At 29.6% G+C, this 20,040-nt stretch carries 18 protein-coding genes; 12 read left to right on the plus strand and 6 right to left on the minus strand.

Annotated features, from left to right (window positions below; genetic code table 11):
- Positions 1-63: 63 nt before the first annotated feature.
- Genes VJY38_RS07120 through VJY38_RS07135 form a run of 4 tightly spaced genes read right to left on the minus strand, consistent with a single transcriptional unit; the run spans position 64 to position 4,105 of the window.
- Positions 64-1,008, minus strand: coding sequence for an NAD(P)-dependent oxidoreductase (locus tag VJY38_RS07120; RefSeq protein WP_353679999.1), 945 nt, complete (start codon positions 1,006-1,008; stop codon positions 64-66).
- A gap of 10 nt (positions 1,009-1,018) precedes the next feature.
- Entirely contained in the window at positions 1,019-2,671 is a 1,653-nt protein-coding gene (gene hutU / locus VJY38_RS07125) for a urocanate hydratase (protein WP_353680000.1), read from the minus strand.
- 1 nt (position 2,672) lies between these two features.
- A complete protein-coding gene (locus tag VJY38_RS07130) occupies positions 2,673-3,011 on the minus strand; it encodes a hypothetical protein (RefSeq protein ID WP_353680001.1) in 339 nt (112 codons plus the stop codon).
- 5 nt (positions 3,012-3,016) lie between these two features.
- On the minus strand, positions 3,017-4,105 hold the full coding sequence (locus VJY38_RS07135) for an adenosine deaminase (protein ID WP_353680002.1): 1,089 nt from the start codon (positions 4,103-4,105) through the stop codon (positions 3,017-3,019).
- Positions 4,106-4,299: 194 nt separating this feature from the next.
- On the opposite strand from VJY38_RS07135, the gene VJY38_RS07140 reads away from it, so the two are divergent.
- The 9 genes from VJY38_RS07140 to VJY38_RS07180 all read left to right on the plus strand — a co-directional run bounded on the left by VJY38_RS07140 (position 4,300) and on the right by VJY38_RS07180 (position 14,509).
- The gene (locus VJY38_RS07140; RefSeq protein WP_353680003.1) at positions 4,300-6,555 is read left to right on the plus strand and encodes an NADP-dependent malic enzyme; all 2,256 of its coding nucleotides are present in this window, start codon (positions 4,300-4,302) and stop codon (positions 6,553-6,555) included.
- A 186-nt stretch (positions 6,556-6,741) separates the two neighbouring features.
- Complete coding sequence (locus tag VJY38_RS07145; RefSeq protein WP_353680004.1) at positions 6,742-7,296, plus strand: L,D-transpeptidase family protein; 555 nt, start codon at positions 6,742-6,744, stop codon at positions 7,294-7,296.
- Positions 7,297-7,303: 7 nt separating this feature from the next.
- On the plus strand, positions 7,304-9,430 hold the full coding sequence (locus tag VJY38_RS07150; protein ID WP_353680005.1) for a BamA/OMP85 family outer membrane protein: 2,127 nt from the start codon (positions 7,304-7,306) through the stop codon (positions 9,428-9,430).
- Between the two features lie 76 nt (positions 9,431-9,506).
- Positions 9,507-10,382, plus strand: coding sequence for a YicC/YloC family endoribonuclease (locus VJY38_RS07155; protein ID WP_353680006.1), 876 nt, complete (start codon positions 9,507-9,509; stop codon positions 10,380-10,382).
- Between the two features lie 3 nt (positions 10,383-10,385).
- Positions 10,386-10,946 carry a guanylate kinase gene (gene gmk, locus VJY38_RS07160; protein WP_353680007.1) on the plus strand — a complete coding sequence of 187 codons (561 nt, stop codon included), beginning with the start codon at positions 10,386-10,388 and terminating at the stop codon, positions 10,944-10,946.
- Between the two features lie 10 nt (positions 10,947-10,956).
- Positions 10,957-11,244: a DNA-directed RNA polymerase subunit omega gene (locus tag VJY38_RS07165; protein WP_353680008.1), complete on the plus strand. Its 288-nt coding sequence runs from the start codon at positions 10,957-10,959 to the stop codon at positions 11,242-11,244.
- A 278-nt stretch (positions 11,245-11,522) separates the two neighbouring features.
- A complete protein-coding gene (locus tag VJY38_RS07170; RefSeq protein ID WP_353680009.1) occupies positions 11,523-12,167 on the plus strand; it encodes a uracil-DNA glycosylase in 645 nt (214 codons plus the stop codon).
- A gap of 1 nt (position 12,168) precedes the next feature.
- On the plus strand, positions 12,169-13,611 hold the full coding sequence (gene dnaB, locus VJY38_RS07175) for a replicative DNA helicase (RefSeq protein WP_353680010.1): 1,443 nt from the start codon (positions 12,169-12,171) through the stop codon (positions 13,609-13,611).
- 10 nt (positions 13,612-13,621) lie between these two features.
- The gene (locus tag VJY38_RS07180) at positions 13,622-14,509 is read left to right on the plus strand and encodes an N-acetylmuramoyl-L-alanine amidase-like domain-containing protein (RefSeq protein ID WP_353680011.1); all 888 of its coding nucleotides are present in this window, start codon (positions 13,622-13,624) and stop codon (positions 14,507-14,509) included.
- A gap of 24 nt (positions 14,510-14,533) precedes the next feature.
- On the opposite strand, the gene VJY38_RS07185 is transcribed toward VJY38_RS07180, so the two are convergent.
- Positions 14,534-15,388 carry a deoxyribonuclease IV gene (locus tag VJY38_RS07185; RefSeq protein ID WP_353680012.1) on the minus strand — a complete coding sequence of 285 codons (855 nt, stop codon included), beginning with the start codon at positions 15,386-15,388 and terminating at the stop codon, positions 14,534-14,536.
- 124 nt (positions 15,389-15,512) lie between these two features.
- On the opposite strand from VJY38_RS07185, the gene VJY38_RS07190 reads away from it, so the two are divergent.
- On the plus strand, positions 15,513-16,403 hold the full coding sequence (locus VJY38_RS07190) for an SDR family oxidoreductase (protein ID WP_353680013.1): 891 nt from the start codon (positions 15,513-15,515) through the stop codon (positions 16,401-16,403).
- 41 nt (positions 16,404-16,444) lie between these two features.
- Here the strand turns inward: VJY38_RS07190 and gatB are convergent, their stop codons facing one another.
- The gene (gene gatB, locus VJY38_RS07195; RefSeq protein WP_353680014.1) at positions 16,445-17,896 is read right to left on the minus strand and encodes an Asp-tRNA(Asn)/Glu-tRNA(Gln) amidotransferase subunit GatB; all 1,452 of its coding nucleotides are present in this window, start codon (positions 17,894-17,896) and stop codon (positions 16,445-16,447) included.
- Positions 17,897-18,448: 552 nt separating this feature from the next.
- Between gatB and bshB1 the strand changes: the two genes are divergently transcribed.
- Both bshB1 and VJY38_RS07205 read left to right on the plus strand, forming a co-directional pair.
- Positions 18,449-19,180 carry a bacillithiol biosynthesis deacetylase BshB1 gene (gene bshB1, locus VJY38_RS07200; protein ID WP_353680015.1) on the plus strand — a complete coding sequence of 244 codons (732 nt, stop codon included), beginning with the start codon at positions 18,449-18,451 and terminating at the stop codon, positions 19,178-19,180.
- Positions 19,177-20,034, plus strand: a complete 858-nt coding sequence (locus VJY38_RS07205; protein ID WP_353680016.1) for an NAD(P)-dependent oxidoreductase — start codon at positions 19,177-19,179, stop codon at positions 20,032-20,034. The genes bshB1 and VJY38_RS07205 overlap by 4 nt, the downstream gene beginning before the upstream one ends.
- The last annotated feature ends 6 nt before the right edge of the window (positions 20,035-20,040 follow it).

Consider the following 20,040-nt stretch of genomic DNA (forward strand, 5'->3'; position numbering starts at 1 on the left):
TGGACGTCTCTTATTTTTTATATAGTACTTAATGTTATAAATATAATGACTTTGTATTAAAATCTATTTTTTGTTAACACGATTTATCACAGTTCCATCTTTTACATAAGATAAAATAATTCTTACAGTTTCTTCTGCTACTGCAGTTTGAGCCTGCTCGGTTGATGCTCCTATATGATGTGTAACGTATACATTTTCTAATTCTTGAAGTTTGGAAGATACTGTTCCTGTTTTTTCTTCGGGTTCACCTTTAAAAACATCTAAACCAACTTTTAAATTTTTTTCTTTTACTGCATTTATAAGTGCATCCTCATCAACTACATCTGCACGCGATGTATTAATGAATATAGCACCATTTTTCATTAAGTTGAAAAGATTTTCATTAAATAAATTTTTTGTTTCCGAAGTAGCAGGCAGGTGAACAGAAATTACATCTGCTATTGGTAATACTTCTTCGAAATTTGAAAACTCTTTAACACCATCAAATTCAACTTTTACAATATCTTTTGCATAAACATTCATTCCAAAAGCTAAAGCTCGTTTTGCAACTTCTTTCCCGATATTCCCAAAACCTACAATAGCCAATGTCTTTCCAAATAAACCTTGAGCGTTCGAATATTCACCTTTATTCCACTTTCCCTGCTTAAAGTCGATTACATTATGAGGAATTCTTCTATCAAGTGCAATCATTAAACCAATAGTTAACTCAGCTACAGCAATTGCATTTTTACCGGGACAATTAGAAACAGGAATTCCTTTTTTGTTTGCAGCTTGAATATCAATATTATTTACACCAGCTCCCGCTCGAATAATTAATTTAAGATTAGTTCCTTTTTCGATAGTTTCGGCATTAACGATAGTCGATCTTACAACAATACAATCAACATCTTTTGCAGCTTCTGGTAAATCTTTTTCTCCAAGTTTAGGGTTGTAAATTACATCAATATTATTTTCTTTAAGTTGTTGAATAAAAGTTTCGGGGAATTTGTCTGCAATTAATATTCTCATTTTTACCTCTTTATTTTAAAATAGGGATTTTAATGCCGAATTTTTTTGCATTATCGATTGCCTTTTGATAACCTGCATCAGCATGACGAACTATACCCATAGCCGGGTCATAATTTAAAACTCTTTCGAGACGTGCTTCTGCTTCTTTTGTACCATCTGCTACTATAACCATACCAGCATGAATTGATTTACCAATTCCCACTCCTCCACCATGATGAACAGAAACCCAGCTGGCACCACCTATTGTATTTAATAATGCATTAAGAATGGGCCAATCTGCAATTGCATCACTACCATCAAGCATACCTTCAGTTTCTCGATTTGGAGAAGCTACAGAGCCACAATCTAAATGATCCCTGCCAATTACAATAGGGGCTTTAACTTTTCCTTCTGCTACAAGTTGATTAAAAATTTTCCCCATTTTTGCTCTTTCGCCATATCCAAGCCAGCAAATTCTTGCAGGTAATCCCTGAAAGTGAACTTTTTTCTGAGCTAAATTAATCCATCTAACTAAAGATTCATTTTGTGGAAAAGTTTCTATTACTGCTTTATCTGTAATATAAATATCTTCTGGATCTCCACTTAATGCAGCCCATCTGAATGGTCCTTTCCCATCACAAAATAATGGTCTAATATATTCAGGTACAAAACCAGGAATATCGAATGCATTATCTACGCCGTTATCTTTTGCTTCGCCACGAATGTTATTTCCATAGTCAAATACAACAGAGCCACGTGCTTGAAATTCAAGAATTGCTTTTACATGAACTACAATTGTTTGCTTTGCAAGTTCAATATATTTCTTTGGATTAGTTTTTCTTAAGTCGAGAGCTTCTTCGAAACTCATTCCCATTGGAACATAGCCATTTAAAGTATCGTGAGCAGAAGTTTGATCTGTTACTATATCAGGCGTAATATTTTTTTCTAATATTTTAGGTAATATTTCACCTGCATTTCCAACTAAGCCAACTGATATTGGTTTCTTTTTTTCTTTTGCATCAAGTACAATTTTTAGTGCTTCATCTAAATTTTCTGTCATAATATCAAGATAACCAGTATCGATTCTTTTTTTAATACGAGCTTTATCAACTTCAACTCCTAAGAAAGCAGCTCCATTCATTGTTGCAGCAAGTGGTTGTGCCCCACCCATACCACCAAGTCCAGAAGTAAGTAAGAATTTACCTTCAAGACTTCCATTAAAATGTTTATTAGCACAAGCTGCAAAAGTTTCATATGTTCCTTGTAAAATCCCTTGAGTTCCTATATAAATCCAGCTACCGGCAGTCATCTGTCCATACATTGTTAAACCTAAGGCATCAAGTCGACGAAATTCATCCCAGGTTGCCCAAGCAGGAACAAGCATTGCATTTGATATTATTACTCTTGGTGCATCTGGATATGTTTTGAAAATTGCAACAGGTTTACCTGATTGTATGAGAAGTGTTTCATCGGATTCAAGATTTTTTAATGATTCTATAATTGCTTCATAAGCTTCCCAGTTACGTGCTGCTTTACCTGAACCACCATACACAATTAATTCATCAGGTTTTTCTGCAACTTCGGGATCGAGATTATTCATAAGCATTCTCATCGCAGCTTCTTGAATCCAGCCTTTGCAGGTTAATTTGTTACCACGAGGTGCTTTAATATTTTTTAATATCATTTTAATCAGTGAAATGATTTTCTAATAAATTTTTATATTGTGTATAAACCGATTTTAATAACCATCTTTTAATAAAACCAGATTTTTTAATTTGCTTTTCTAAATGTTCAACATTTTCTTTTAATCTAAAGACTAATTTAGTTTTTTCTTCTTTTGTGAATTTAATTTCTTCGGTTGACTCACTTAGTTTATCCAGAATAGAATTAAATGCACGAATATCACCGTAAAATTTTTCATCACCACTAATTTGTTTTAATAGAGTTTTGCAGAATGTTTCGAGTAATTTTTTTTCATTTTTGTTGAAATGATATGTGTAATTCTTGAAAAGTTGTTTGGCCATATTTGCTATACCTTTAGTGATAGAAGTTTTTCTCTCATTTTTTGAAAACCAGGTTTGATAACATTGTAAATATAATGAAGTCTCTCTTTGTAAGGAATAAATGATGATTTCATAGCATTTATGTTTAGTTTTTCAATATCATCAAGATTCAAACCAAACATTTCACTTGCAATTACATATTCTTTTGTTAATGTAGTATTGCTCATTAATCTATCATCTGTATTGAGAAAGACTCTAAATTTTTCTCTGTATAATTTTATGAATGGATGATTTTCGAGTTTATCAACTGCCCCTGTATGAACATTACTTAGTAAATTTATTTCGAGAGGAAGACGAGTATCAAGAATATATTGAGCTAATTCTCCAAGTGCTACAACATTTCCATCTTTATCAAAAACTATATCTTCTGTTAAACGTGTAGCATGACCAATTCTATGAGCTCCGCATATCTGAATTGCCTGCCATATTGATTCTTTTCCAAATGCTTCTCCTGCGTGAATAGTAATATTAAAATTTTTCTGTTTGATAAATTGAAAAGCTTCAAGATGTTTTTTGGGAGGATAACCACCTTCTTCACCTGCTAAATCAAAACCAACCACTCCGTGTTTTCTAAAATTAACAGCAAGTTCAGCAATTTCAAGTGTATTTTTCATATTTCTCATTCCACATAAAATTAATCCATAACCAACACCAAAATCTTGTTTCCCTTTTTCAAGTCCTTCGAGTACTGCATTTATTATATCTTCATAATATAAACCTTTTTGTGTATGAAATACTGGTGCAAAGCGTGTTTCAACATAACAGACGCCATCATTTTTCATATCTTCCATCATTTCATATGCAACACGAAATAAAGCTTCTTTAGTTTGCATTACTGCACAGGTATGTTCAAATCCCTGCAAATATTCTTTGAGATTACCTTTGTTTGCACCACGATGAAACCATTCACGTAATTCTTCGGGATCAGTTGTAGGTAATTTATTATACTTAATATCTTTAGCTAATTCGATTATAGTTTGCGGACGAAGACCACCATCCAAATGGTCATGCAATAATACTTTGGGAACACTTCGAATAATTTCTTCTATATGCATTTTTATTTCCTTTTAATTTCAAAAATATTCTTTTGATGTTCTAAAATCAATTTTGAAATTATCTTAATAATTATCATTAATAAGCATAAAACAGTAATTATAAGTTCTTTTTTTATTTGAAAGTTAATCCATATTTTAGAACAAGTGAACAATTAATTATTGGTTATCCAATAATAATATAAGGAAAAATTTTTATGTCAATTACAAAAGAAGAAGCACTAAAATATCATAGCGAAGGTAGAAAAGGTAAAATTGAAGTAATACCAACTAAACCCTGTTATACTGCGAGAGAATTATCATTAGCCTACACACCTGGAGTAGCAGAACCGTGCAGAGAAATTGAAAAAAATGAAGAAGATGTTTACAAGTATACTGCAAAAGGGAATCTTGTTGCAGTTGTTTCTAATGGCACAGCAGTACTGGGATTAGGAGATATTGGTCCGCATGCAGGTAAACCAGTTATGGAAGGAAAAGGAGTTTTGTTTAAGAGATTTGCTGATATTGATGTTTTTGATATTGAACTAAATACACATGATCCTAAAGAAGTAATTAGAGCTGTTCAATTACTTGAACCAACATTTGGCGGAATTAATCTTGAGGATATTAAAGCCCCCGAGTGTTTTGAGATTGAAGAAGAATTAATCAGAACAATGAACATTCCCGTATTTCATGACGATCAGCATGGAACAGCAATTATATCGTGTGCAGCTTTGATTAATGCAGCCGAAATAGCAGGTAAAGATCTTTCTGAATTAAAAATTGTTGTATCTGGAGCCGGTGCTGCGGCTATTGCTTGTTGTAATATGTATATGCTGGCAGGTGTAAAACGCGAAAATATATCAATGTTTGATACGAAAGGTCATATTAATAAAACAAGAACAGACTTAAATAAGTACAAAGCTCAATTTGCTCAGGATATAGTTTATAAAGATTTAGCAGATGCTATGAAAGGAGCTGATGTATTTATTGGTTTATCAAAAGGGAATATTGTATCGAAAGAAATGGTTAAATCAATGGCAAAAAATCCTATTGTATTTGCAATGGCAAATCCAGATCCAGAAATAAGTTATGAAGATGCAATTGATGCAAGAAAAGATATAATTATGGCAACAGGTAGAAGTGATTATCCAAATCAAGTAAATAATGTTCTTGGATTTCCATTTATTTTTAGAGGAGCTCTTGATGTTCGTGCAAGAAAAATAAATGAAGAAATGAAAATGGCAGCAACAAAAGCTCTGGCTGAATTAGCACGAGAAAAAGTTCCAGAAGTTGTAATCAATGCTTATGGTGGTAAAGAATTTTCTTTTGGTCCTGAATATATTATTCCTAAACCTTTTGATCCAAGAGTTTTATGGTATGTTGCACCAGCTGTTGCTCAAGCAGCTATGGATACAGGAGTTGCACGCAAACCAATAGAAGATATGAATGCTTACAAAGAGCAGCTTCAAGAAAGAATGGGATTTTCGACAGAAATAGTAAGAGTAATGGTTCATAAAGCCCGTAAAAATCCAAAACGAATTGTTTACCCTGAAGGTGAAGAAGAAAAAATTATTCGTGCTGCTCATTCTGTTTATGATGAAAATATTGGTCTCCCAATCCTTCTGGGAAATGAAAATGTTATTAGAAATAAAATTAAAGAATTAGGTTATGAAGAAAATATTTTTGAAATTATTGATCCAACAAAATCTCCCAAGGTAAATATTTATGCAGAAGAATTTTATAAAAAACGTCAAAGAAAAGGTGTAACTAAAAAAGATGCTCTGGATATGATGAAAATTCCTAATTACTTTGGTGCTATGATGGTAGAACTTGGGGATGCAGATGCTATGCTGAGTGGTTTGACTTCTCACTATCCACAAACTATAAGACCAGCATTGCAATGTATTGGAGTTAAAGAAGGTTTCAAAATTGTTTCTGGAATGTATATCGTAATTATTAAGAGAAGAATATTCTTCTTTGCAGATACTACTGTAAATGTTGATCCAACTGCAGAACAACTGGCAGAAATTGCAATCAATTCAGCAGAAACTGTAAAGATGTTTGATATTGTGCCTAAAATTGCTATGCTTTCATTTAGCAACTTTGGTAGTGCACCTTATCCACAATCTCAAAAAGTTGCCCAAGCTGTTCAAATAGTAAAGTCTAAACGACCAGATTTAATAATTGATGGAGAAATGCAGGCAGACACAGCAGTAGTACCCGAAAAACTTGAAACCGAATTTCCTTTTGCAAATCTCAAAGGTGGAGCAAATCTATTAATATTCCCAAATCTGGATGCTGGTAATATTGCATATAAACTACTGCAAAGATTAACAGATGCAATTGTTATTGGTCCTATCCTTGTAGGAATGAAAAAACCAGTTCATGTTATTCAAAAGGGCGATACAGAAAGAGATATAATTAATATGTCTGCAATTGCAGTAGTTGAAGCCGAGAATGCAAAGCAATAAAGCAAATGATTTAAGAGCGAATCTTTATTGGATTCGCTCTTTTATAGGGAGATGATTGCTTGTTTATTTTGTAGTTGAGTTTTAATTTGCTTACTCATTAATCTTTAATAAAAAGTGCTTAAAAATGTATTATACATAAGTGCAAGTATTATTATTTTTTTTATTGGTTTAATATGTTATGGAATTTTGCTTAACTTAAGAGAAATTGATTTGAGTGATGCTTTGAGAGAAAAAGGGATTGATAAAATTAATAACCCGTGGATTAAAGTTGATAGAAGAAATTATAAACTTGAACTTTACAACGATAATATTTTAATTAAAACATATAAGGTGGTTTTTGGGAAAAATAACAGTTTAGTTAAAACATCTGCATATGATTACGTAACGCCAATTGGTGATTATCAAATATGTAGCATAGATACGAATTCTAAATATCACAAGTTTTTGAAAATTAATTATCCTAACGAAAAAGATGCAGCGGAAGCACTTAAACAAGGATATATTTCAGAAGAACAATGTAAAGAAATATTAAATGCATTAAAAAGAAATGAATGTCCCCCTTCAAATACAAGATTGGGATCAAATATTGGGATTCATGGAATTGGCAAATATGATTTTATCTTCAAAAATCTGCCTTTTACATTTAACTGGACAAACGGTTCAATTGCTGTTAGTAATAAAAATATAGATGAAATTTATTCGGTTATTAAAATTGGAACACCTGTCAAAATCATTTATTAAAATCAATTTGAACAAAGCATTAATAATTTTATCCATTTTCTTTACTTCTATTTTATTCGCACAAAAAGAAGAAGGTATTGAACTTAAAAAAATAGAATTCATCGGGAATAATACTTTCTCTGCTGCGGAATTATCTAATGTTATCATTTCAAAAGAATCTCCCAGCTGGATTTTTAAATTTCTAAATAAATTTACGAGTATAGGTAAACCACCATCATATTTCGATTCTCTATTAATTTACTCTGATATATCAGCATTAAAACAATATTATTTATCTCATGGTTTTTTTAAAGTAAAAATTAAAGCAAATTATTTTATCACAAACAACAATAATTCTGCATCTCTTATATTCAAAATTGATGAAGGAGACCGAGCCAGATTTCACTCATTAACAATGAAAGGATTGGATGTTATTCCAGCAGAGTTTCAACATAATTTATTTAATATGATAAAAATCGATACTAATAAATTTTATGAAGATGATCTGGTAATTAATTATAAAAATACTGTTATTAATTTTTTGCGTGATAATGGATATATGCTTGCAGTAAGTGATAATCCAGATATTATAGTAGATACAATTAAAAATATAGTAGATGTTCAAATAAATTTTTATCCAGGGAAAAGATATAAAATTAGTAATGTACTAACATCAAGAACTGGTACTGGAAAGGATTTAGTTGATGATGAATTATTAAAAGAAATAGTGGGAATTAAACCAGGTCAATATTATAGTAATTATAATATTCAACGAGGTCAAATTAGATTATACAGAACCGAATTATTTACATCATCTGTAATAAATAGTATAATTTCCGATACCGTTGGAAATACAGTTCCAATAATTATAAGTGCAGATATTGGAATGCTTCACGAACTTTCGCCAGAGCTTATTGTTAATAATGAAGATAATACATTTAATCTTGGTCTGGGAATAAGTTTTATAAAGAAAAATTTCTTTGGCGATGCTCGAAAATTTAGAGTTAGTTCTTCTGCAGCTGCACAAAATGTTTCTGAACTTTTAAATAATTTTTCTTTTACTGATTCAACAATATTTGGTTATGGTGATGCGAGAATTAGTATTGAACAACCATTTTTATTTGGTAGACCTATAAATACAAAGCTTGAATCGTATATAACAGCTCAAAAAAGGAAACTTGAATATAATTCACTTTTATATGGTGCTAAACTCGGTTTTGATTTTGAACTCCCGATTCATACATATTTTAATTCACTTAATACATATATAAATGTAGAGAGAGCTGAATATACTTATAAAGATAAATATTTGATAAGTCTTCTTACTCATTATTATCAGAGATATAATTTTTCACAAAAAGATGCAGATTCAATTTCTCGTAATCTGGTCTACAATGTTCTTGGAGGCGAGTTACCCACAGCAAGTACTAATGCAATACTCGGAATTTCGCTCGGAGCTAATAAAACCAACGATATTTTTTCACCAACAAGAGGATATTCAATCAGTCTTCTTTTAGAAGAAGCAAATTCAATTCCGTATTTATTCTCAAAAATTATTAATTCTGAATTTACAAGACCTTTGTATTTCAAAACATTATTAACATTTACAAATTATTTTCCAGTTTATAATTCATCAATGAATTCTTTAGGAATGAAATTTAAAATTGGTCAAATATTTACATATCGTGGAGATAAATCTAATATACCATTAAATCAAAGATTTTATGCTGGTGGAAGCAATTCTGTAAGAGGCTGGAATACAAGACAATTAGTTCCACAACAGGAATTAATGCCAATTGAAAATATTAATCAAATTTCGTTAGAAGATTTAGAAGCCATACTCGAAAAGGGAGCTCCTACAGGTGGATTCTTTTTAATCGAAGGCTCTATAGAAACAAGGAATCGTTTATTTGGAAATATTGGCTCTGTAATGTTTATCGATTATGGTAATACGTGGAATGATTACAAAATAGCAAAACTTAATGAAATTGCTTTAGCAGGTGGTGTGGGATTAAGATACTATTCTGATTTTGCTCCTATCCGTATTGATTTTGGTATTAAATTATATGACCCGAAAGATAAAAGGACTTTATTCAGCAAAAAATTTTTCAAAGACCTTCTTCAATTTCATATAGGAATAGGAGAGGCTTTTTAATATCTGTGGAAAAAAACCTGCTTTGTTGAAATGTATTATTTTAAGTAATTTTGTATTTACATTTTATGGAGTTTTAATGATTTCAAGTATGACAGGCTATGGTAAAGGGATTGTCCAGAAAGGAGATCTTTATGTTGAGGCAGAGCTTAAAAGTTTAAATAGCCGTTATTTCGAACTTTCTTTACGCTTACCTAAATTTCTATATGATAAAGAATTCGAAGTTAGAGAAAGAATTAAAAATAAAATTAAAAGAGGTAAAGTTTTTCTAAATGTAACTTTCAAAAAGAATAACATAGAAAATGATTTTTTAAATGTTGATACCGAAGCTGTAAAACTTACTATGAAATTACTTAAGGAAGTGCGAAAAGCTGCTGGATTAAAAGATAAAATAAAATTTACAGATTTGATAGGATTTCAAAATCTCTACTTAAAAGGCATTGAAGAAGAATTTTCTGAAGGTATAGAGTTAATGAATGAGGCTATTGATATTGCAATTGGTGAACTGGATAAAATGCGTAAGGCAGAAGGTTATGAATTAGAAAAAGATATTAGAAAGAGAATTAATATTATTTCAGATACTGTTGAATATATTGAAAAAATTAAAGAAGAAAATCTTCAAGCATATTTTGAAAGATTTAAAGAAAAAGCAAAACAGATTGCATCTAATTTTGTTGAAGATGAACAAAGATTAATAACAGAACTTGCAATTTTATCTGAACGTTATGATGTGACAGAAGAATGTGTTAGGTTAAAAAGTCATCTAAAGTTGTTTTTAGATGCAATGGAAAATTCTGAAGAACCAGGAAGAAAACTAAATTTTATTCTGCAAGAAATGAATAGAGAAGCTAATACAATAAATAGCAAAGCTGTATCTTCAGAAATTTCTCATGCAGGTATATTGATTAAGGAAGAAATTGAAAAAATTCGTGAACAAATCCAAAATATTGAGTAAAAAGTGTCAAAACCAAGATTATTCGTATTTTCAGCTCCAAGTGGTGCAGGAAAAACTACAATTGTTAGAGATATTCTTAAAAGTTTTCCAGAATTTAAATTCTCTGTTTCTGCAACCACAAGAAAAAAACGAGCAAATGAAATTGATGGAGTCGATTATTACTTTATTTCAGAAGAGGAATTCAAAAGAAAAATTGATAACAACGAATTTGTTGAATGGGAAAAGTTTTACGACCATTACTACGGTACATTAAAAAAAACAATTGATGAAAATTTAGCTAATGGTTTTACAACTATTTTTGAAGTTGATGTAAAAGGTGCATTGAATATTAAAAAAGTTTATCCTGATGCAGTATTAATTTTTATTGCACCACCAAGTATTGATGAATTAAAAGAAAGATTAAAAAAAAGAAATACTGAAACAGACGAAGAATTAAAGAAAAGAATTGATAGAGCAGAAATGGAACTTAGTTATAAAAATAATTTTGATTATGTTGTAGAAAATATCAATCTCGATGAAGCAAAAGAAAAAGTAAAAAAAATAATAGAAAAGGAAATATCATAAGGAGGAAAATATGGCACTAAAACCTGTTGACTTAAATAAGATTAAAGAAAGAGTTCCCAACTTGTACGAAGCAGTTGTTGTAGCAGCTCGAAATGCACGCAGAATCAATGATGAACAAAAACTGGAATTTAATACACTCTTAAGTTCAGTTATCTCTGGTGAAGATGATGAATTTGAAGACAAAATAAATCCAGAACAATTAAAATTAGCCATAGAATTTGAAAAGCGTGAAAAACCACATCTAAAATCGTTGGAAGAATTAATTAATAAAGGAATAGAATACAGATACAAATCTTAAATGAATTTATTTTAAGCTTTTTAGATATAGTATTCAGTGTAAATTTTTTCAATTATTTGCTATATCTAAAAAGCTTTTTTTCTTTTAAATACTTTCTATAATTACAAGTCTTATTAATAAAAAATTTCTTAAATTCGCTTGTCCTTTTCACATAGTTTAAAATCGCATTGAATAACGATATTAAGAAAAAAATAATTAATGCATTAAGATTACAACAGGATATATTTGGTGATTTATTATTTGATTCATTATCCCACACTAAATATGAAGAGAATATAATGAGTAAGAATACTGAGCTTAAAGTGTCAGAAAAAATTGATGTTCAATTAAACGAAGATCTATTTCGTGAAAATTTTTATAATGCATCCAGTCTTGAAGAACTTGATGCAATGATAAATCAATGCCAGAAATGTCCTTTAGGTAAAACAAGAACTAAATTTGTATTTGGTGTGGGAAATCCAAATGCACATGCTATGTTAATTGGCGAAGCACCTGGAGCAGACGAAGATCTTCAAGGTGAACCATTTGTAGGGAAAGCAGGTAAATTGTTGAATGATATTTTAAAAGCTATTAATTTATCCAGAGAAGATGTTTATATTGCAAATATATTAAAATGCAGACCACCTGGTAATCGTGATCCATTACCTGCAGAGATGGAAACTTGTATTCCTTATTTACATAAACAAATTGATTTGATTAAACCAAAATTAATTTTGTGTCTTGGAAGAATTGCTGCAAATGGCTTGTTGAATAAAAAATTAACTCTTACATCATTAAGAGAAAATATTTATGAATTTAATGGTATTAAAGTATTGGTTACATACCATCCAGCTGCTTTATTAAGAAATCCACAGTGGAAACGCGGTTGCTGGGAAGATGTAAAAAAGTTTAAAAAATTGTATGATGAATTATTAGAGAAATAATATGGCTAAAAAAGTAAATAACCAGTTAGAAAAGTTTAATTCAGCAATTAAAGAACCACCTAAAGCTGTTGATGTTGAAAGAGCAGTTTTAGGTGCGATGCTTCTTGAAGGAAGTGCTGTCCCTAAAGCTATTGAAATATTGAAACCAGATGCATTTTATGATAAAAAAAATAAATTGATTTTCGAAGCTATATGTTCATTATACGAAGCAGATGAACCAATAGATACAGTTTCTGTTTACGAAGAATTAAAGAAATCTGGTAATGCAGAAGAAGCAGGCGGAGCTCAGTATATTAGTAAGCTTGCTCAGGATATTTCATCTGCTGCTAATATTGAATTTCATTCAAGAATTGTTCTCGAAAAATGGCTTCTTAGACAATTAATTACTTCTTCTGTTGAAATTGCTAATCTGGCTTTTGAAGGACGAGATGATGTTTTTTCTATTCTGGATGAAGCAGAAGCAAAAATATTTAAGATATCCGAAGAAGGTATTAAAGAAACTTTTAAATCAATGGATAAAGCTGTTAAAGAAGCTCTTGAATTAATTGAAGCAATCCATTCAAAAAAAATTTCAACTTTTTCTGTCCCTTCTGGTTTCTATGAACTTGATGAATTATTAGGTGGATTTCAGAAATCAGATTTAATTATTGTAGCTGCAAGACCATCTATGGGCAAAACAGCTTTTGCAATGTCTGCTGCAAGAAATGCTGCTATTGATCATGGAATCCCGATTGGAATTTTTTCACTCGAAATGTCTACAATTCAACTTGCAACAAGATTAATTTCTGCCGAAGCAAAGATTAATGCACATAATATTAGAACTGGAAAATTTCGTGCAGAAGAAGGTGTAAAAATCAGCAGGACAGTCCACAAATTAAGTAAAGCTCCTATTTACATTGATGATACTCCAGCAATCTCAATACTTGAATTGCGTGCAAAAGCAAGAAGATTAAAGAACGAAAGGAATGTAGGAATGATAATTGTTGATTATTTACAACTTGTAAATCCATCTTCTACATTGGAAAGTCGCGAAAGGGAAATTTCTACTATCTCTCGTTCTCTTAAAAGTTTAGCTAAAGAACTTAATATACCAGTAATAGCTTTATCTCAGTTAAATAGAGCTGTTGAACAAAGATCAGATAAAAAGCCAATGCTTTCAGATTTGCGTGAATCAGGTTCAATTGAACAGGATGCAGATGTTGTTATTTTCTTATATAGACCAGAAGTTTATGGTATTACAACTTATACAAGTGGTGATATGGCTGGAAATTCTACAGAAGGAATTGCAGAAGTTATTGTAGGAAAACAGAGAAATGGACCAATAGGCGAAGTTAAATTAAGATTTATAAAAGAATATGCAAGATTTGAGAATCTCGATAGATTCAGACAACAAATTCCTGCAGGTGAAGAAAATGTAAAAGCACTTGAAGAGCCACCATTCTAAGTTTATTGTTATGACAAATAATTTTAATAAACGATTTATTTTCTTTTTATTGATAATTGTTCTATCGATATCACTAATTTCATCTCAAGTTTATTCTCAGATAATTTATACACAGAAAGATGTTGAAATTTGTAACTCAAAGTTCAAAGTAGCAATTGAAAAAAATCTTTCCTTAAAGCCGATTAATGAAATTGTTCTTGAAATAGCAAAAACATTTATCGGAACTGAATACGAAGCACATACACTTGATAAAGAAAATGAAGAAAAACTAATTGTTCATTTGACTGGTCTTGATTGTTATACATTTCTTGAAAGTTCAATTGTATTTGCACGTTGTATTAAAAAAGGTTTAATAGAGTTTCAAGATTATATAAAAGAATTAGAAAATATTCGTTATCGAGATGGTAAGTTGAATGATTATTCTTCACGCCTTCACTATTTTTCTGATTGGATTTATGATATGGATAAAAGAAAAATTGGAAAAGATATTACAAAAGAAATTGGTGGTAAACCGTATAAAAAAAGAATTAATTTTATGAGTACTCATTTAGATTCTTATCCACAACTTCAGAAGAACAAAGAATTGATTAAACAGATTAGAAAAATTGAAGAAAATATTTCTGAACGTAATTATTATTACATACCAGAAGATGATATTGAAAAAATAGAAAATAAAATTAATGATGGCGATATTATTGGCATTACAACAAATATAGAAGGTCTTGATATTGCACACACAGGAATAGCTATTAAACAAAACGATGGTCGAGTTTACTTATTACATGCTCCTAATGTAGGATATAAAGTTCAGATTACCGAGAAACCACTTGCTGATTATATAAAATCAAATAAAAAACAATCAGGTATAATGATTTTAAGATTAATGGAAATTCAGTAACTAATTTCTATAAATTATCAAAAATTATTTATTCACCAGACTGAGTAAAATCTTAATATTTTCTAAGTCTTCTTTTTGATCATCTCCTTTTGGTGTTTCTAATATTTTAGGAACTCTTTCAAGTTTTTTATCATTCATAATATTTGAAAAGCCTTCAAGACCAATAAATCCTTTCCCGATATGTTCATGACGATCGATTTTAGAACCACATTCTTTTTTACTATCGTTCATATGAATACATTGTAAGCGTTCTAAACCAATAATATCATCAAATTCTTTGATGACTTTTTTATATTCTTTGGGATCTTTGATGTTATAACCTGCTGCAAAAATGTGGCATGTATCAATACAAACAGACATTCTATCTTTATCTTCAACCATATCAATTATTTTTCTCAATTGTTCAAAAGTATAGCCAAGTGCAGTTCCCTGTCCTGCAGTTGTTTCGAGCATACTTTTTACTTTGAAATTTTTTGTTTTCTCGTGAATATAATTCAAAGATTCAGCTATTAATTTTAGACCATCTTCTTCACCCATTCCACCGTGAGCTCCAGGATGAAAATTTAAATGTGGTATACCAAGTTGTTCACATCTTTCTAATTCTTTTATAAATGCTGCACGAGACTTGCTTAAACCTTGTGGATCTTTTGAACAAAGGTTGATTAAGTATGAATCATGAGAAACAACAAATTTGATATGTGAGTTTTTTAGTTTGTCTTTGAAATTATTGATTTCTTCTTCCGATAAATCTTTTGCAAAGTATTGATTATTATTTTTTGTAAAGATCTGTATTGCAGTAAATCCCAGATTTTCTGCAATCTCTATTGCAGATGAAGGTCCATTTCTTAAAAATGTATGAGCTCCAATTAAATGTTTCATAAATGATTCCTATAAAACTTTATGATAAATATTAAAAAATTATTTAAGCATTTTTTAATATTATAAATAATGCTTACATTAAAAAGTAAAACTTATTTTTTATAAAATAAATTATAAAAGTATTATGAAAATATTTATCACTGGTGGTAGTGGTCTTTTAGGTCAATATTTAAATGAAACCTTAAGTAAAAATAATGAAATACTTACTCACTATCATGAACATGAAGGAAATTGTAAGAAGTTCAATTCAATTAGATTTTCGCTGGATGATTATACTCAGCTTGAGAGTATCTTGAAAAATTTTAAGTCAGATGTTGTTATTCATACTGCTGCAATTTCTAATGCTGAAAAAGCAAATAAATATCCATCTGCATATGTATATGAAATTAATGTGAATGCTACAAAGAAAATTGCAGAAGTATGCGATAAAATAAATGCTAAATTAATTTATATATCTACTGACTTGGTATATGCAGGTTATCGTGGTTCAATGCTTGATGAGTCTGCTAAACTGATACCAGTTTCATTGTATGCAGAAACAAAGCTAATGGGTGAAATTAAAATAAAGGAAACATTTGATAATTACATTATTTTGAGATTAGCTTTATTAATTGGATTTGGCTTAAATCATTCGACCTGTTTTTTTCAAAAGATGTATGAAGAACTGCGATTAAATAAATCAATAAAATTATTCTCAAATCAATATCGATCACCACTTGAACTAAGTGATGCAGCAAGAATGATAAATGAACTACTCGAAAAGCAAATTGCAGGAGAAATATTGAATTTTGGAGGCAATGAAAGATTATCAAGATATGAATTAGGAGAAATTATATGTGAGGAATGTGGATTCGACAAAAGCTTACTTATTAAAACAACTATGGAAGAAGAAAATTATCCCTATATAGTTCATGATGTTTCATTAAATATTGATAAATTGAAATCATATGGAATAATACCAAAAAACATTAGAGAATCAATAAAAAGATTATTGAAAAGTAATAAATTGACCTGATAAAGTTTTTCTATTAAATAAAATATTTTATTAATGAATTCTTATTTACTGTCTTTAATCATTTCAAATTTATTTTTCAAAATATCATTAACAATTTGAGGATTAGCTTTACCTTTTGTTTCTCGCATTATTTGACCAATAAAAAATCCCCATACTTTTTCTTTCCCACTAAGGTATTCTTCTACTTGTTTTTGATTTTGCATTAGTACTTTGTCTACAATACTTTCTATTTCGGTTGTATCAGTAATTTGAATGAGATTTTTCTCTTTAACAATTTCTTCGGGATCTTTATTTGATTTAAGCATTTCAGAAAATATTTCTTTAGCAATTTTTCCGCTGATGATATTTTTATTTATTAATTCTATTAACTTACCAAGATTTTCAGCACTGATCGGGAATTCGTTTATTGAAATTTTTTCTTCGTTAATTACTTTTAAAACTTCCGTCATCACCCAGTTACTGGCGGCTTTATAGTCTTTTGTTACAGATAAAATTTTTTCATAATAATCTGCAAGTTCTCTTGACGAGGTTAAAATTTCAGCATCATATTTAGGGAGATTATATTGATTAATAAATCTTTCTTTTTTTGCATCTGGTAATTCTGGCATCTTTGATAAAATTTCATTTTTCCACTCTTCTGTTACTACAACAGGCATTAAATCTGGTTCAGGAAAATATCTATAATCATGTGCTTCTTCTTTAGTTCGCATTGGATAAGCTATATTGGCATCAGCATCCCATAATAGAGTTTGTTGAATAACTTCTTTTCCATCTTCAAGCAAATCAATTTGTCTTTCTATTTCATATTCCAGTGCTTTTTCAACATTACGAAATGAATTCATATTTTTAACTTCTGTTTTTGTCCCGAGTTTTGTTTCACCTTTTAATCTGACTGAAACATTGGCATCGCATCTTAAAGAGCCTTCTTCCATATTGCCATCACAAATATTTAAATATGTAAGTATTTGTTTTAATTTGGTTAGATATAGATAAGCTTCTTCTGGAGAATTGATATCAGGTTCACTTACAATTTCAATTAATGGTGTACCTGTTCTATTTAAATCAATTAAAGTGTTGTCACCTTGATCGTGAATAGATTTTCCAGCATCTTCTTCCATGTGTATTCTTTTAATCCTAATATTTTTTTTGCTTCCATCTTTTAATTCGATTGGAATAAATCCATTTTCACAAATTGGTTCTTCATATTGAGATATTTGAAAATTTTTTGGTAAGTCAGGATAGAAATAATGTTTTCTTGCAAAAATTGATTTCTCATTAATTTTACAATTTGTTGCTAAACCCATGAGTACACTGAATTCAACAACCTTTTTATTTAAAACAGGTAATACTCCCGGATGACCAAGACAGACCGGACATACATTTGTATTGGGAGCATTTCCAAATTTCGTTGAACAACCACAAAATATTTTTGTCTCTGTGAGTAGTTGTGCGTGAACTTCGAGACCAATTACTGCTTCGTATTTATCATTCATAATAAACTATTTTTTGTTTTTACGAATATAAATATTTCGAATAAGATTTTTGTTATTGATTTATGAAAAAGTGTTATTCTCAAAAATTAAGTATTGAGAATAAAATAAAATCAAATTAATGATAAGAGAATAAAACTTAATATAAGTTTCTCAATTTTCTAAAATAACATCTATTTATTCTAAATAGTTAATCTTATAATAATTCAATAATTTTGGATTAATTATGATACCAAAATAATATGTTTGACTGAGAAATTTCTCTTTTGCTCCGAGATTAGCTTTGGTTCTTAAATCTTAACTGGAATTTTTGTTTTAAACAAGTAGAATAGTGAATCTTTATATTGTACTGAAATTTGAGTTCATTTATTTTTTTTAAACCAGCCATTAATTAATTGCAGATTAATTTGCTTTTTTAGTTTAGCTATATTTATCTTCATAAATATTTTTTGATTTAGTTTTATTTTATAGAAGATTTATTAAAATTATTTCAATGAATTTACTTTCATAAAAAATATAATCATATTTATAAATAAATTTTTTAATAGGGGTAAAATGATTCTTGATATATTAATATTTGCAGCACATCCTGATGATGCTGAGCTTGCAATGGGTGGAACAATTGCAAAATTAATTAAAGATGGATTAAAATTAGGAATAGTAGATTTAACGAAGGGGGAATTGGCTACACGTGGAACACCTGAAATTAGAATGAAAGAAGCTCAAAGAGCATCAGAAATTTTAAAGATAACTCATAGAGAAAATCTTGGATTAAAAGATGGTTCAATAAAAGTAAATGATGAATATTTATTAAAAGTTGTTTCGAGAATAAGGAAATATCAACCGACTATAGTTTTTGCTCCTTACTTTAACGATCGACATCCTGATCATGTTGGTTGTGGTTTATTGATAAAAGAAGCAATGTTCTTTAGTGGTTTACCGAAGATTGTGACAGAAGATAATGGAAGAATTCAATCACCATTTAGACCTAAAAAGTTATTTTATTATATGCAAACATATGAGTTTAAACCCAGCTTTGTAGTTGATATTAGTGATACATTTGAAATAAAAATGAATGCAATTAAATCTTATGAATCGCAATTTCATAACCCATATAGTGTAGAACCAGAAACATTTATAAGTCAACCCAATTTTTTAAAATATATAGAAGGAAGAGCAAAAGTATTTGGTTTTAAAATTGGTAAAAATTATGGCGAACCATTCTTTTGCGAAGAAGAAATTGAATTAGATTTAACTTGTTTAATCAAGAACGGAGATAAAAAATGAAAATAGCTTTTATTGGTACGGGATTGATGGGCGAACCTATGGCTTTTCGCCTCTTAAAAGCTAATTATAATTTATTTGTTTACAACCGTACAATATCAAAAACTGAAAGACTAAAAAAACATCAAGCAAAAATATTTACTTCTGCAGAAGAAGCTATTAAAGAACCTCAAGTCATTATAACAATGTTAACTGATTATAATGCTATAGTAGAGGTTCTTTTTAAAAATAAAAGTAATTTCAAAGGAAAAACTTTAATTCAGATGAGTACAATTGCACCACTTGAGAGTCTACTATTAAAAGAAAGAATTGAATCATTAGAGGGAGAATATGTAGAAGCTCCTGTGCTTGGTAGTGTTCAACAGGCAGAAGCAGGAGAATTAATAGTGATGGTTGGATGTAATTCTGAGTGTTATAATAAACACAAAAAAATACTTAAAAATTTTGGTCAAACAGTTGTTCATGTTGGTGAAGTAGGGAAAGCATCTGCATTAAAACTTGCATTTAATCAATTAATACCAACTTTACTTTCAGCTTTTTCGATGTCTCTTGCTTATGTTTTAAATAAAGGAATTGATGTAAATATATTTATGGATATTCTTAGAAAAAGTGCTCTGTATGCTCCTACATTCGACAGAAAATTGAATAATATGATTAAAAGAGATTTTGATAAAGCTAATTTCCCATTAAAACATATGTTGAAGGATGTAAATTTAATTGCACAGGAATTTCAAAATAGTAACATTGATACAAAAATTATTGAGAGTGTTAAAAGTATACTTATTAATGCAATGAATTCGAATTTATCAGAAAAAGATTATTCAGCACTTTATAATGTAATACATCCTTTGAAATAAAATTTA

The organism is Rosettibacter firmus (genome assembly GCF_036860695.1).
GTDB lineage: Bacteria > Bacteroidota > Ignavibacteria > Ignavibacteriales > Melioribacteraceae > Rosettibacter > Rosettibacter firmus.